Origin of the sequence: Mycobacterium cookii (assembly GCF_010727945.1) — a bacterium.
In the GTDB taxonomy this organism is placed as follows: Bacteria; Actinomycetota; Actinomycetes; order Mycobacteriales; family Mycobacteriaceae; genus Mycobacterium; species Mycobacterium cookii.
Map to the genome: position 1 here is coordinate 4,789,919 of NZ_AP022569.1, position 13,944 is coordinate 4,803,862.

Annotated in this window: 14 protein-coding genes; 10 read left to right on the forward strand and 4 right to left on the reverse strand. The window is 67.0% G+C overall.

Annotated features, from left to right (window positions below; translation table 11 throughout):
* Positions 1 to 4: 4 nt before the first annotated feature.
* Positions 5 to 325: an Rv3235 family protein gene (locus G6N27_RS25430; protein ID WP_232064750.1), complete on the reverse strand. Its 321-nt coding sequence runs from the start codon at positions 323 to 325 to the stop codon at positions 5 to 7.
* Positions 326 to 750: 425 nt separating this feature from the next.
* Here G6N27_RS25430 and G6N27_RS22510 point away from each other — a divergent pair, with 425 nt between their 5' ends.
* The 6 genes from G6N27_RS22510 to G6N27_RS22535 all read left to right on the forward strand — a co-directional run bounded on the left by G6N27_RS22510 (position 751) and on the right by G6N27_RS22535 (position 6,707).
* Positions 751 to 2,157, forward strand: coding sequence for a WS/DGAT/MGAT family O-acyltransferase (locus tag G6N27_RS22510; RefSeq protein WP_163782190.1), 1,407 nt, complete (start codon positions 751 to 753; stop codon positions 2,155 to 2,157).
* A 49-nt stretch (positions 2,158 to 2,206) separates the two neighbouring features.
* Complete coding sequence (gene ppk2 / locus G6N27_RS22515; protein WP_163780274.1) at positions 2,207 to 3,079, forward strand: polyphosphate kinase 2; 873 nt, start codon at positions 2,207 to 2,209, stop codon at positions 3,077 to 3,079.
* A gap of 7 nt (positions 3,080 to 3,086) precedes the next feature.
* Positions 3,087 to 3,599, forward strand: a complete 513-nt coding sequence (locus G6N27_RS22520; RefSeq protein WP_163782192.1) for a DUF6912 family protein — start codon at positions 3,087 to 3,089, stop codon at positions 3,597 to 3,599.
* 67 nt (positions 3,600 to 3,666) lie between these two features.
* Positions 3,667 to 4,803: a ferredoxin reductase gene (locus G6N27_RS22525; protein WP_163780276.1), complete on the forward strand. Its 1,137-nt coding sequence runs from the start codon at positions 3,667 to 3,669 to the stop codon at positions 4,801 to 4,803.
* 83 nt (positions 4,804 to 4,886) lie between these two features.
* Positions 4,887 to 6,167, forward strand: coding sequence for a fatty acid desaturase family protein (locus tag G6N27_RS22530; protein ID WP_163780278.1), 1,281 nt, complete (start codon positions 4,887 to 4,889; stop codon positions 6,165 to 6,167).
* 18 nt (positions 6,168 to 6,185) lie between these two features.
* The gene (locus G6N27_RS22535) at positions 6,186 to 6,707 is read left to right on the forward strand and encodes a hypothetical protein (RefSeq protein WP_163780280.1); all 522 of its coding nucleotides are present in this window, start codon (positions 6,186 to 6,188) and stop codon (positions 6,705 to 6,707) included.
* 3 nt (positions 6,708 to 6,710) lie between these two features.
* On the opposite strand, the gene G6N27_RS22540 is transcribed toward G6N27_RS22535, so the two are convergent.
* Positions 6,711 to 7,739, reverse strand: coding sequence for an LLM class flavin-dependent oxidoreductase (locus tag G6N27_RS22540; protein WP_232064751.1), 1,029 nt, complete (start codon positions 7,737 to 7,739; stop codon positions 6,711 to 6,713).
* A gap of 10 nt (positions 7,740 to 7,749) precedes the next feature.
* Between G6N27_RS22540 and G6N27_RS22545 the strand changes: the two genes are divergently transcribed.
* On the forward strand, positions 7,750 to 8,241 hold the full coding sequence (locus G6N27_RS22545; protein WP_163780282.1) for an SRPBCC family protein: 492 nt from the start codon (positions 7,750 to 7,752) through the stop codon (positions 8,239 to 8,241).
* A gap of 3 nt (positions 8,242 to 8,244) precedes the next feature.
* Here the strand turns inward: G6N27_RS22545 and rsgA are convergent, their stop codons facing one another.
* Positions 8,245 to 9,234 (reverse strand): ribosome small subunit-dependent GTPase A, encoded by a 990-nt coding sequence (gene rsgA / locus G6N27_RS22550; RefSeq protein ID WP_163780284.1) that lies wholly within the window; start codon positions 9,232 to 9,234, stop codon positions 8,245 to 8,247.
* Position 9,235: 1 nt separating this feature from the next.
* On the reverse strand, positions 9,236 to 10,516 hold the full coding sequence (gene aroA / locus G6N27_RS22555) for a 3-phosphoshikimate 1-carboxyvinyltransferase (RefSeq protein ID WP_163780286.1): 1,281 nt from the start codon (positions 10,514 to 10,516) through the stop codon (positions 9,236 to 9,238).
* 43 nt (positions 10,517 to 10,559) lie between these two features.
* On the opposite strand from aroA, the gene G6N27_RS22560 reads away from it, so the two are divergent.
* The 3 genes from G6N27_RS22560 to G6N27_RS22570 all read left to right on the forward strand — a co-directional run bounded on the left by G6N27_RS22560 (position 10,560) and on the right by G6N27_RS22570 (position 13,944).
* Entirely contained in the window at positions 10,560 to 11,327 is a 768-nt protein-coding gene (locus G6N27_RS22560) for an SOS response-associated peptidase (protein WP_163780287.1), read from the forward strand.
* Positions 11,328 to 11,352: 25 nt separating this feature from the next.
* On the forward strand, positions 11,353 to 12,972 hold the full coding sequence (locus G6N27_RS22565; protein ID WP_163780289.1) for an MFS transporter: 1,620 nt from the start codon (positions 11,353 to 11,355) through the stop codon (positions 12,970 to 12,972).
* 102 nt (positions 12,973 to 13,074) lie between these two features.
* Positions 13,075 to 13,944, forward strand: a complete 870-nt coding sequence (locus tag G6N27_RS22570; protein WP_163780292.1) for a 3-hydroxyacyl-CoA dehydrogenase family protein — start codon at positions 13,075 to 13,077, stop codon at positions 13,942 to 13,944.

Below are 13,944 nucleotides of genomic sequence, written 5' to 3' on the forward strand. Positions count from 1 at the left end.
GGCGTCAGCCGATGTGCAGCGCAACCACCTGCCAGCGCCCCGTGGCGGCAAGCTCGAGGCGGCAGGCGATGGCATGCACCCGGTGCCCGCGGCTGTAGCTGCCGAACACCTCGGCCGCGCGGTCATCGCCCCCCGCCGCCTGCACGCGCACCCGGCGCAACACCGCGACGCCGTCGTGGCTGCCCGCCGCCCGATTGGCCGACAGCACCGAGTCGACCAGGCCTGCGGCCAGCAGCCCGTTGAGCTGGGTGATAGGTCGGCGACGGTCGATCACCTCCAGTACCCGCCGCAGCGCGGCGTCGGCGAAAGCAGCGGCACGGCGCATCGGCGCAGACAGGGCCGGGACCGGTGGTGCTGAATGTCGTTGTGGGACATGAGTATTGCGGTGCCGTAACGTGGTCGGCGGCAGCGGCCTGCACTGCCGGACATCGCACGCGGGCGGTTCGCAGTCGACAACGGGCGTGACCGCGAACGCAACGCTGTCCGATGGGCTCGAGCTGCTTGACACTGCACTCTCCCGCGATTGACCAAGGGCTGACACGTTGGGCCTGCTGGAGAGTGGCAGACGTTTTCTGTGCGGCGACCCGCTGCGCCCGGCTCGCGCCGCGCTTGCGATCGCCGCGTGTGAGGATCATCGCACAATCGTTCCGGCGGCGTACCCGCGCTGCGATTGGCCGGTGTGGACGGTTAGCGTGTGCGGCAGATTGGTCGGTGGATCGATCCGCACGGAACGTAGAGGGGGCCCGCGACGTGATCCGGTTGTCCACGTCGGACGCCTCGTTTTATCAGCTGGAGAACAGCGCCACCCCGCTGTACGTGGGATCGCTGTCGATCCTGCGCGCGCCGCGCGCCGGGCTGAGCTACGAGACGCTGCTGGCCACCGTCGAACAGCGGCTGCCGATGGTGCCGCGGTACCGGCAGAAGGTCCGCGAGGTCACGATGCGGCTGGCCCGGCCGGTCTGGATCGACGACCACGATTTCGACATCACCTACCACGTCCGGCGTTCGGCGCTGCCATCGCCGGGCAGCGACGAGCAGTTGCACGAGCTGATCGGCCGGTTGGCCGCACGCCCGCTGGACAAGTCGCGGCCGCTCTGGGAGATGTACCTCGTCGAAGGGCTGGCGAAGAACCGGCTCGCGTTGTACACCAAGTCGCACCAGGCGGTGATCAACGGGATGGGCGCCGCCGAGATCAGCCATGTGATGGCCGAGCGGAATCGCCGTCCGCCGCCGTTCGGGGAGGACATCTGGGTGCCGGCCCGCGAGCCCGGCACGACGCGACTGCTGCTCGGGGCGATCGGAGACTGGGCGACCCGCCCGCAGGCCCAGTTGCGGGCGGTCCGTAGCGGGGTCACCGATCTGCTGACGAACTCCGGTCAACTGGTCGACGCCGGTCGGCGCTTGGTCGACGTCGCACGCACGCTGGCGCGCGGCTCGGCGCCCAGTAGCCCGCTGAACACCACGGTGTCGCGCAATCGGCGGTTCACCGTCGCCCGCGGACGACTCGACGATTACCGGATCATCCGGTCGCGCTACAACTGCGACGTCAACGATGTGGTGCTGGCGGTGATCGCCGGTGCGCTGCGCAACTGGCTGCTGTCCCGCGGCGAGGCGGCCGGGCCGACCGCGTCGGTGCGGGCGATGGCACCGTTGCCGGTCTACGTGGACGACACCTTCGACTCGTCCACTCGCGGCCAGGCGATCAGCCAGGTGGCGCCGTTCCTGGTCGACCTGCCGGTGGGGGAGGGCAACGCGGTGGTCCGGTTGTCGCAGATCGCCCATGCCACCGAATCCAATCCGACGGCAGGCAATCTGGTGGACGCCCGCACCATCGTCACGCTGTCCGGCTTTGCGCCGCCGACCTTGCACGCCATGGGAATTCGGGTGGCGACGAGCCTGTCGCCGCGATTGTTCAACCTGTTGATCACCAACGCGCCCGGTGCCCAGTCGGATATGTACATCGCCGGAGCCAAGCTGCTGGAGAGCTACGCGGTGCCGCCGTTGCTGAACAATCAGGTGCTGGCCATCAGCGTCACGTCCTACAACGGCACGTTGTATTTCGGCATCAACGCCGACCGGGACGCGATGAGCGACGTCGACATGCTGCCGGCATTGCTGGCCGAGTCGCTCGACGAATTGTTGGAATCGGCACGCTAGCCCGCGCGTTCGCCAAGCCGAGAACCCGAGTCGGGCCTTAACATCGGTTATGAGCAAAGCGTCGGATACCAACGGGTCGGCCAAAGGCAAGAAGCGGTCCAAAGTGAAATCGCCGCGGACAAAGCTTTCCAATGAGGTCTACGAAGCCGAATTATTCAGGCTGCAAACCGAATTCGTGAAACTCCAAGAATGGGTGCGAGCTACCGGAGCCCGAATTGCGGTGGTGTTCGAAGGCCGGGACGGGGCCGGCAAGGGTGGCACCATCAAGCGCATCACCGAATATCTCAGCCCCCGGATCGTGCGCATAGCGGCACTCCCGGCGCCGACCGAGCGGGAACGCGGTCAGTGGTATTACCAGCGTTACGTCGAGCATCTGCCCGCCAAGGGCGAGGTCGTGCTCTTCGACCGGTCCTGGTACAACCGCGCCGGCGTGGAGAAGGTGATGGGATTCTGCACCGCGCAGGAGCACGCGCTGTTCCTGCGCCAGACACCGACATTCGAGCAAATGCTGATCGACGACGGAATTCTGTTGCGTAAGTATTGGTTTTCGGTCTCCGAGAAGGAGCAGTTGCGCAGATTCCGATCACGGCTCACCGACCCGGTCCGGCAATGGAAGCTCAGCCCGATGGATTTGGAGTCGTTGACCCGCTGGGACGACTATTCACGGGCGAAAGACGAGATGATGGTCTACACCGACACGCCGTCGACACCGTGGTACGTTGTCGAATCCGATGTCAAGAAACACTCGCGGCTCAACATGATGTCACATCTGTTGTCCACCATCGAATATCACGAAGTACCGCATCCCCACGTCGAGCTTCCCACGCGGCCGGTCGAAGCCAATGACTACCAGCGACCGCCGCGCGAGCTGTCGACCTACGTCGAAGACCATGTCGCGACATTGATGGGCGATCCCGAGTGACCGTTCGCTGATGCGGATCTACATCCCGGCCACGCTCGCGATGTTGCAGCGACTCGTCGCCGACGGCTCGCTGTGGCCGGTGAACGGCACTGCCTTCGCGGTGACGCCGCGGCTGCGGGAGGCCTACGCGGAGGGCGACGACGACGAGCTCGGCGAAGTCGCGCTGCGTGAGGCGGCGCTGGCGTCGCTGCGGTTGCTGGCCAACGCGATGGACGAGGAGCCGGACGACAGCTTGCCGCCGCGGCGCGCGGTGCTCGTCGCCGACGTCGGCGAAGCGACGTTGCGCCCGGATCTCGATGACGCCGTCGTGCGACTCCGTGAGGCGGTGAGCACCGACGAGGTGGTCGCCGCATTTGTCGACAACGCAGCGGCCGAGCCGCACGTCAAGGCGGCCATCGCGGTCATCGATGCGGCCGATCTGGGCGACGAGGACGCCGAGCTGACCGTCGGCGATGCCCAGGACCACGACCTGGCCTGGTACGCCACCCAGGAGCTGCCCTTCCTGCTCGAGCTGCTCTAGTCAGGCCTAGCTACGGGACCGTAAGTTACGGTACCGTAGGTTTGTCGGCCTAGGGCAGGAGTGCTTCATGAGCAGAAAAATCGCGCGGGCCACCGCGAATGTCGTCGACACCGCGCCCGTTACGCTGGCCGGAGTGGACACACACCCAGGCTGGCACGTTCTGCGCACCCTCGCCCAGCGCATCACCACCCCGCTATTACCGGACGACTACCTGCACCTGGCCAACCCGCTGTGGTCGGCACGTGAGTTGCGGGGCCGGATCCTCGAGGTCAGGCGTGAAACGCAGGACTCCGCGACGCTGGTCATCAAACCGGGGTGGGGTTTCGGCTTCGACTACGAAGCGGGCCAGTACCTGGGCATCGGGCTGCTGATGGACGGCCGCTGGCGGTGGCGCTCCTATTCGCTGACGTCCAGCCCGCAACGGGGTGCCCGCACGATCACCATCACGGTCAAGGCGATGCCCGAAGGCTTTCTGTCCGGCCACCTGGTCGGCGGGGTGCAGCCGGGCACCATCGTCCGACTGGCTGCGCCGCAGGGGAATTTCGTGCTGCCCGACCCACCGCCGCCCGCGGTGTTGTTCGTCACTGCCGGATCGGGCATCACCCCGGTGATGTCGATGCTGCGCACCCTGGTGCGCCGCAACCAGATCACCGACGTGATTCACCTGCATTCCGCGCCCACCGCGGACGACGTGATGTTCGGCGCCGAACTCGAGAAGTTGGCCGCCGATCACGACGGGTATCGGCTGCGGCTGCGTACCACCCGCACCGAGGGCCGGCTGGACTTCGACCGACTCGACGCCGAGGTGCCGGACTGGCGGACCCGGCAGACCTGGGCGTGCGGACCGGAGGCGATGCTCAAGACCGCCGACCACGCGTGGACCGCTGCCGGTATCCGAGACCACCTGCACCTCGAACACTTCGCGGTGTCGCGCGCCGCGCCGGTCGGCGCCGGCGGCATGGTGACCTTCGAGAAGAGCGGGAAAACCGCGACGGCCGACGCGGCGACGTCGCTGATGGAGGCCGGCGAGCAGCAGGGTGTGCAGATGCCGTTCGGGTGCCGGATGGGTATCTGTCAATCGTGCGTGGTAACCCTGACCGAGGGCCATGTGCGGGATCTGCGAACCGGCGCGGAACACGAGCCGGGGACACGTATCCAGACCTGCATTTCGGCCGCGGCAGGCGACTGTAAGCTCGACGTTTAACGGTTACCGACTGGTAACCTACGGTTTCGTAGGTTACGATAGCGTAGGTCATGCAATGCAATCCGCAGGAAGGCTTGTAAACGATGGCGATCACCGACCTTGATGTCTTCGCGCATCTGACGGACGCCGATATCGAGAACCTGGCCACCGAGCTCGACGCGATCCGCCAGGACGTCGAAGACTCTCGCGGCGCACGCGACGCCCGCTACATCCGTCGCACCATCGCCGCGCAGCGCGCGCTCGAAGTCGCGGGCCGGCTGATGTTGACGGCCAGCTCGCGCCGCTCGGCCTGGTGGGCCGGAACCCTCACACTCGGCGTGGCCAAGATCGTCGAGAACATGGAGATCGGCCACAACGTCATGCACGGCCAGTGGGACTGGATGAACGATCCCGAGATTCACTCCACATCGTGGGAGTGGGACATGAGTGGATCGTCCAAGCACTGGCGCTACACGCACAACTTCGTGCACCACAAGTACACCAACATCCTCGGCATGGACGACGACGTCGGTTACGGCTTGCTGCGCGTCACCCGCGATCAGCCCTGGAAGCGGTTCAACCTGTTCAATCTGGTGTACAACACGCTGCTCGCGCTCGGCTTCGAGTGGGGCGTCGGCCTGCAGCACGTCGAGATCGGCCGGATCGTCAAAAAGCGGATGGACAACGACGAAGCGCGCGAGCGTGTCGACGAATTCCTGATGAAGGCCGGCCGCCAAGTGGTCAAGGACTATGTGGCGTTCCCGGCGCTGACCTCGCTGTCGCCCGGTGCGACGTACACCTCGACGCTGAAGGCCAACGCGGTGGCCAACGTGATCCGCAACCTGTGGTCCAACGCAGTGATCTTCTGCGGCCATTTCCCTGATGGCGCAGAGAAGTTCACCACCACCGACATGGTGGGCGAGTCCAAGGGGCAGTGGTATCTGCGGCAGATGCTGGGCAGTGCGAACTTCAACGCCGGCCCGGCGCTGCAGTTCATGAGCGGTAACCTGTGTCACCAGATCGAGCACCACCTGTTCCCGGATCTGCCGAGCAACCGCTACGCCGAGATCTCGGTGCGGGTACGCGAGGTGTGCGACAAATACGACTTGCCCTACACCACAGGTTCTTTCGTGCTCCAATACCTGAAGACGTGGCGGACCATCGCCAAGCTGTCGCTGCCGGACAAGTACTTGCGCGCCACCGCCGACAACGCACCGGAAACCCGCAGCGAGTCGATGTTCGCCGCGCTGGAGCCGGGTTTCGCCGGCACCGATCCGGCGACCGGACGCCGCCGCGGCCTCAAGACCGCGATCGCCACTGTGCGGCGTTGGCGCCGTGGCAAGCGGGCGAAAGTGCAGCCCGGGCGCGACGACTTGGCGGCCTAGCCCGCTAGGCTCCGATACGTGGACGCCGTCACAACGCATCCGATTGTCGATGCCGTGCTGGATCGGCATCGCGCCGCGTTGGGTGACGACATGCCGGCCTATCGCAACCACGTCTATCGCGGTATCACGTATCAGCAACTGCTGCTTGGCTTTCCGATTCCCGACGTCGCCGCGCTAGCCTGGGCGGTGCACGATCTCGGCATCTGGACCGCGCACACGTTCGACTATCTCGGCCCGTCGGCGGACCTCGGCGCGCAGTACGCCGCTCAATTCGGTGTCGCCGACGTCGAGCAACTCCGCGCGCTGGTTTGCGAGCACCATCGGCTGCGCCCCGTCGATGACCGGTTGGTCGAGACGTTCCGTCAGGCCGACCTGGTCGACGTCAGCCACGGACTGCTCCGCCGCGGCATCAAGCGGTCGGCGGTTCGGTGTGCCGTAAAGGACCTGCCGTACAACGGTTTTCACACGTTCTTGGCAAAGGGCCTGACCGGCTACGCCGTCCGGCATCCGCTGCGCCCGGCGCCGATGCTGCGCTGGTAAACCTCACGCAGCGATCGCGACGAGCTTTTCCAAGATGGTCAGCTGCTCCTCGAGGTCGCCGTCGAGTTTCGCCAGCAGCGTCGTGATGCCGGCCGCGCGATAGCGGTTCACCCGCTCGGCGATCGCGTCGGCGGTGCCCAGCAGATTCGTCAGGCGGCCGAGGTCCAACGGCACCGCGGCGCGGGCCTCGTCATGCTCACCGGCCTGCCACAGCTTCGCGACCTCGGCGACTTCGCTCCCGTACCCCAGCCTCGTAAACGCGTCGTTGTAAAAGTTCTGCCCACCCGTCCCCATGGCGCCGATGGTGAACGCGTAGCCGTCGGCGTGCCGGCGTGCGGCAGCGTCGGCGGACGCCTGGTCGTCGTGGAACTCGACGGCGACCGGGGCGACCAGGTCGAGGTCGTCGAGCGTGCGCCCGGCCCGCTGCGCGCCCTCCCGCAAAGGCTCGAAGAACACCTCGGCGGCTTCGGGAATGAACGCGTTACCCAGCCAGCCGTCGGCCGCTTCGCCGGTCAGCCGCAGGTTCTGTGGACCCATCGCCGCGACGTACACCGGCACGTGGGTCGGGCGCACCAGCGGCCGCAGCGCGGCGCCGCGACTGTCCGGCAGCGGCAGCGGATAGATCTCGCCATCGTGCTGGAGCCGCTCGCCGCGGCTGACGGTGCGGATGATCTCGATCGTCTCCCTGGTGGTCTGCACCGGTTTGCGAAACCGGACGCCGTGCCAGCCCTCCATCACCCGCGGTCCCGACGTGCCGACGCCCAAGATGAACCGCCCCGACGACAGCTCCTGCAGGCTCAGCGCCGACGTCGCGAGCATCGCCGGACTTCGCGAACCCAGTTGCACCACAAAGGTTCCCAGCCCAATCGATGACGTCTTGGCGGCCAGATAGGCCAGGCCGGTCAGCGCGTCGTAACCCCAGACCTCGGGCACCCACAGCGAGGCGACACCGATCCGTTCCGCCGCCACCGCGAACTCGGCGGCGCCCGGCAGTCGCGGTTCGATCATCGCGCCGACCTTCATTGCTGGCATGCTAACCACTATGCGCTATCGAGACCAACCGACAATCGAAGTGACCCAGCGGATTCGGTGCGATGTGCCGACCGCGTGGAATCTGGTGACCGACATCGAACTGCCGGTGCACTGCTCAACGGAGCTGCAAGGCGTCGATTGGCTCGAAGGTGCCATGGCGGTGGAAGTCGGCGCACGTTTTCGCGGCCGTAGCCGGCACGAGGCGTTCGGAGACTGGTCGACGGTGTGCGAGGTCGTCGAAGTCGAGAACCAGCGTCGGTGGGTGTATGACGTCGTCGGACCCGACGGCGTCGGCGCGAGGTGGGCCTTCGAGGTGGAGCCGGCCAGCGACGGCGTGCTCGTGCGCCAGTGGGCGCGGATGGGGCCGGGACCGTCGGGCCTGACCCCGGCGATCGTGGCGCAACCGGACAAGGAAGCCAGGATCGTCTCCCGTCGACTGGCCGAATGGGAGAAGAACATGCTGGCCAACCTGGAGTGGGTGCGCTCGCAGGCTGAGGGCTGAGGGTCAGCCTTCGCGCAGCGCGGCCAGCAACCGGCGTGCGGCCGCGACGCGACGCGCCGCCGGCCCGGTGAGGGTGTCCAGCGCGCATTCGGGGTCGGCCGGTGGCCCGAGATGCCCGCAGCCGCGCGGGCAGTCTTCGATCGCCTCGGCCAGGTCGGAGAACGCCCGCACCACGTCGTCGGCCGCGACGTGGGCCAAGCCGAACGAGCGGATGCCCGGGGTGTCGATCACCCATCCGCCCCCGTCGAGCGGCAACGCCACCGACTGTGTCGAGGTGTGTCGGCCCCTGCCGATCTCAGTGACCTCGCCGACTGCCCGATCCGCTTGCGGCACGAGACGATTCACCAGCGTCGACTTGCCCACCCCGGAATGGCCCAGTAACGCGGTGATCTTCCCGGTCAGCAGATGCGCGACGGCCTCCAGTGGGTCGTCGCGGCCCGCGGCGATCACCGTCAAGTCGAGGTCGGCGAACTGCTCGGCGAACGGTTCGGCGGCGGCGAGATCCGACTTGGTCAGGCACAGGATCGGGGTGAGTCCGCCGACGAAGGCCGCGATCAGTGTCCGATCGACCAGCCCCGTCCGCGGCGGCGGGTCGGCCAGCGCCACCACGATCAGCAGTTGATCGGCGTTGGCCACGAAGATCCGCTCGGTCGGATCGGTGTCATCGGCGGTGCGCCGCAACACCGTTCGTCGCTCGCCACGCCGCACGATGCGGGCCAGCGTGTCGGTGCGGCCGGACAGATCGCCGACCACGTCGACGTCGTCGCCGACGACGATCGGTGTGCGGCCGAGTTCGCGCGCCCGCATCGCCGTGACGCGGTGCTCGGCGTCGCCGCCGAGCACACATCCCCAGCGGCCGCGATCGACGCTCACCACCATCGCCTGCTCGGCGTCGGCATGCTCCGGTCGGGTCTTGGTCCGCGGCCGCGAACCCTTACCGGACCGGACTTTGACGTCGGACTCGTCGTAGTCGCCGTAGTCGCCGGGCCGCAACCTACGGGCCCCCGAGCATCTCGGCCCACATCGTCGGGAAATTCGGCAGCGTCTTGGCAGTGGTCTCGATGTCGTGCACGTCGACGCCGTCGACCCGCAGTCCGACGATCGCCCCGGCCGTCGCCATCCGGTGATCGGCGTAGGACTGCCAGGTGCCCGGGCGCAACGGAGTCGCGGTGATCTCCAGGCCGTCGGCGGTCTCCCGGCAATCGCCGCCCAGCCGGTTGAGCTCGGTGGACAGCGCTGCCAGACGATCGGTTTCGTGGCCACGCAGGTGGGCGATGCCGGACAGTCGGGATACCGAGCCGGGGGTGGCCAGCGCCGCGAGCGCCGCGACCGACGGGGTGAGTTCGCCGACGTCGCGCAGGTCGACATCGAATCCCGGATGCGACCGCGGTCCGCGTACTTCGAGGTACGAATCAGTCTGCTTCACAACACATTTGAGTTGCGCGAGGATGCTCAGAATCGCATCGGCGGGTTGGATGCTGTCGTGCGGCCAGCCGGTGATCCGCACGGTGCCTTCGGTGACCACGGCCGCGGCGATGAACGGCACGGCGTTGGACAGGTCCGGCTCGATCCGCCAGTGCCGTGCCCCGACGATGCCGGGGTGAACCCGCCAGCGGTCGGCTGCGGTGTCGTCGTCGACGGCCACGCCGGCCTGGCGCAGCATCGCCACCGTCATCGCGATGTGCGGCGCTGACGGCAGCGCCGCCCCGCGGTGTTGCACGGTCAGGCCATCGCGGAACGACGCGCCGGCGAGCAGCAGGCCGGACACGAACTGCGACGACGCCGAGGCGTCGATCTCCACCGCGCCGCCGGCGACCGACCCGGCGCCACGGACCCCGAACGGCAGGCCGTCGCCGGTGATGTCGACGCCCAGGCTGCGCAGCCCGTCCAGCAACGGCGCGATTGGCCGGCTGCGGGCCTGCTCGTCGCCGTCGAAGGTCACCGTTGCGCGGCCGAGCGCGGCCAGCGGCGGAACGAAACGCAGCACCGTGCCCGCCAGGCCGCAGTCGATGTGAGCCTGCGTGGCCGGGGCGATCGTCCGGCCAACCGTGAGCTCGTCGGCCGATCCGTCGACCCGCAGGCCGAGCGTCTGCAATGCGGCGATCATCAGGTCGGTGTCGCGGCTGCGCAGCGCACCGCTGATCGTCGAGACGCCGCCGTGCGTGGCCGCCAACGCCGAGAGCACCAGCGCCCGGTTGGTCTGAGATTTCGAGCCGGGCACCGCCACCGTCGCCGATACCGGCGTCGTCGCAAACGGGGCGGACCAGATGCTCACTCGTCCATCATTGCTTGTCGGTCGGTTCTGCCACCATGGAGTCATGTGTGGACGATTCGCGGTGACGACCGATCCGGCCACGCTGGCCGAGAAAATCGAGGCGATCAACGAGACCCGCTCTGCCGAATCGGCGGCACCCAACTACAACGTCGCACCCACCACGACCATCACCACCGTGGTCCGGCGGCACTCGGACCCTGCGGAGTCCGACGACGAAGCGACCCGGCGGGTCCGTTCGATGCGCTGGGGACTGGTTCCGCCGTGGGCGAAGGCCGGGGCCGACGGCGCACCGGAGTCCAAGGGTCCGCTGCTGATCAACGCCCGGGCGGAGAAGGTCACCACCTCGCCCGCCTTTCGCGCCAGCGCGAAATCCAAACGCTGCCTGATACCGATGGACGGCTACTACGAATGGCGGGCCAACCCCGACACCGATGCGGGGAAGAAATCCCGCAAGACGCCGTTTTACATGCACCGCGCCGACGGCGAGCTGTTGTTCATGGCGGGGCTGTGGTCGGTCTGGAAGTCTGCGAAGGACGCCGCGCCGCTGCTGAGTTGCACGATCATCACCACCGATGCGGTTGGCGAGCTCGCCGAGATCCACGATCGGATGCCGTTGATCGTCGCCGAGCGCGACTGGGACCACTGGCTGGATCCCGACGCTCCGGCCGACCTCGACCTGCTGGCCGCGCCGCCGAGCATCGACGGCATCGACATGCGGGAGATCTCGACGCTGGTCAACAGTGTGCGCAACAACGGGCCCGAGCTGCTGGAGCCGGCCGAGCCGCAGGCCGAACAAGCCACGCTGCTGTAACACGCAGGTCGTACACTTCCAATCCGTGTCCAGCACGACAGGCGTTGCCCGGACTGAGCCTCGCGATCAGCCGTCGACGTGGGCGCCACTGCGCAATACCCTGTACCGCAATCTGTTCATCGCGCAGTTCGCCTCCAACATCGGGACGTGGATGCAAAGTGTTGCGGCCCAATGGTTTTTGGTGGAGAAGCACAGCAGCGACGTGATCGTCGCGCTGGTGCAGACCGCGAGTCTCGGCCCGACGCTGGTGCTGGGCCTGTTCGCCGGGGCGCTTGCCGACCTCTTCGACCGGCGCCGGCTATTGATCGTTCTCCAGTGGTACGCGGTTCTGGTCGGACTGGCGATCGCGGTGCTGGCGTACCTCGACCGGCTCGATCCGACATCGTTGCTGGCGTTGACGATGGCCATCGGCTGCGCTTCTGCGTTGACCGCGCCGGCGTGGCAGGCGATTCAGCCCGAAGTCGTCTCGCGTGAGCAGATTCCGGCCGCTTCGGTGTTAAGCAGCGTCTCGGGAAACGCCGCCCGGGCGATCGGTCCGGCGATCGGTGGTGTGATCGTCGCAGTGGCCGGACCCGCCGCCGTCTTCGCGATCAACGCGGTGTCGTACGCGGCGATCATCGTCGCGTTGCAGTCGTGGCATCGGCCCAAACAAATTGCACCGCTCGAGCGAGAGCGCTTCGGCCAAGCCATCATCACCGGGTTTCTGTACGTCGGAAACAGCCCGATCTTCCTCCGAATCCTTTCGCGGGCAGGCCTTTTCCTGTTCCCCGCTTCCGCCCTGTTGGCGCTACTGCCAGTGGCTGCCGCGCACCGGTGGCATCTGGGAGCCACCGGTTACGGTGTGGCGTTGGCCGCCATCGGTGTTGGCGCCGTAGTGGCGGTTACGGTCGCCACTCCGCTGCACCGGCAGGTGTCCGACAACGCCCTGCTGGCGGGATCGGCTGCCGCCTTCGCGCTCGCGCCGCTCGCGGTGGTGTGGCTGCCGTTCGTCGCGGCGATCCCGATCCTGGCGCTGTCGGGGATGGCCTGGCTGATGACGTTGACCACACTCAACGCGGCAGCGCAGTTGTCGCTGCCGCGTTGGGTCAGTGCCCGCGGGTTGTCGATCTATCTTCTGGTGGCGACCGGGGCTCAGGCGGTCGGATCATATGCCTGGGGTGCGGTTGCGACATGGAAGGGGCTGCAGGTCGCGCTGCTCGGTTCTGCGGCGATGCTCGGCGTCGTTGCGCTCAGCGTGGCCGTGCTCCCACTCCGGCCGTCCACGGGCACGCTGAGCGTCGACGTCTCCACGGCGTGGCCGGAGCCGACGCTGGTTTTCGATCCATGTCCGCAAGACGGACCGGTGCTCGTCACTGCGCGCTACCTGGTGCCGGAGCAGAGCCACAAGGACTTCATCGACGCGATGAGCGCGGTCAGGCGGTCACGGCTGCGAACAGGCGGCCACAGTTGGCGGTTGTATCACAGTGTCGGACAACCAGATCTGCTTCTCGAGCGATTTACCGTGGCGTCGTGGACCGAGTTCGAGCACCAACGCACCGAGCGGTGGGTAGAGTCCGACTCCGATTCCGTGCGAAAGGCGCTCAGCTACACCGTCGACGGCAAGCGGAATTACGAGTATTTCCTCGCTAAGCGCACGCCCCGGTGAGGTCCCGCCGCCGATCACGTTCGTCTGTGGCGGACAACGATTGGCCCCTATTTGTCGTTTCGCCACAGTGGCGACGAGGTTGGCTCGAATTAAGATGCCGGGGTGACTGGTTTATACACTTACACCTTCGATGACATCCGGCGCCGGCCGGTCGCGGTGATCGGGGCGGGAACGCTCGGCCGGCGTATTGCGCTGATGTTCGCCAGCCGCGGCGGGACTGTGCGAATCTACGCTCGGCGCGACGAACAGTTGGCGTCGGCGACACAGTATGTGGCCGAGAGCCTTCCGGGAGTCATCGAGGCCCGCGGCTTCGGCGAGCCGGGCGTCGCGACGGCCACGACATCCCTCGCCGACGCGCTGGACGGCGCCTGGCTTGCCGTGGAATCCGCGCCCGAGAAACTCGAGATCAAGATTCCGCTGTGGGGCGAGATCGACCAACTGGCCCCGCCGGACACCATCTTCGCAACCAACTCGTCGTCATACCCGTCGCGTCTGATGGCTGAAAATGTCAGGGACAGAACGCGTTTATGCAACACGCACTTTTACTTGCCACCGGAAAGCAACGCGGTCGACCTGATGTCGGACGGCGAGACGGACCGCGGCCTGCTCGACACCCTGCTGACTGTGCTGCCTGAGTTCGGCGTGTACCCCTTCGAAGCGCGAAAAGAGTGCACCGGCTTCATCTTCAATCGGGTGTGGGCCGCGATCAAGCGTGAGTCGCTGGCTGTGGTTGCCGAGGGGGTGGCCCGTCCCGAGGATGTCGACGGCATGTTCAAGCTCAATTTGGGCGTGCAGGCCGGGCCGTTCCAACTGATGGACTTCGTCGGTCTGGACGTTGCGCTCGACATCGAGAAGCATTATGCCGAGGAGTTCCCGCACTTGCCGACGAGCGCGCGAGATTTGCTGCAGGCCTATGTCGATGCGGGCAATCTCGGCGTCAAGACCGGTGAGGGCTTCTACACGTACTCGTAG

Excerpts from the sequence above, each read along its gene's own strand:
- G6N27_RS22540 (WP_232064751.1), bottom strand. The coding sequence starts at position 7,739 with ATGCCAGCAATGAAGGTCGGCGCGATGATCGAACCGCGACTGCCGGGC.
- G6N27_RS22525 (WP_163780276.1), top strand. The coding sequence starts at position 3,667 with ATGAGCAGAAAAATCGCGCGGGCCACCGCGAATGTCGTCGACACCGCG.
- G6N27_RS25430 (WP_232064750.1), bottom strand. The coding sequence starts at position 325 with ATGCGCCGTGCCGCTGCTTTCGCCGACGCCGCGCTGCGGCGGGTACTG.
- G6N27_RS22560 (WP_163780287.1), top strand. The coding sequence starts at position 10,560 with ATGTGTGGACGATTCGCGGTGACGACCGATCCGGCCACGCTGGCCGAG.
- ppk2 (WP_163780274.1), top strand. The coding sequence starts at position 2,207 with ATGAGCAAAGCGTCGGATACCAACGGGTCGGCCAAAGGCAAGAAGCGG.
- G6N27_RS22545 (WP_163780282.1), top strand. The coding sequence starts at position 7,750 with ATGCGCTATCGAGACCAACCGACAATCGAAGTGACCCAGCGGATTCGG.
- G6N27_RS22530 (WP_163780278.1), top strand. The coding sequence starts at position 4,887 with ATGGCGATCACCGACCTTGATGTCTTCGCGCATCTGACGGACGCCGAT.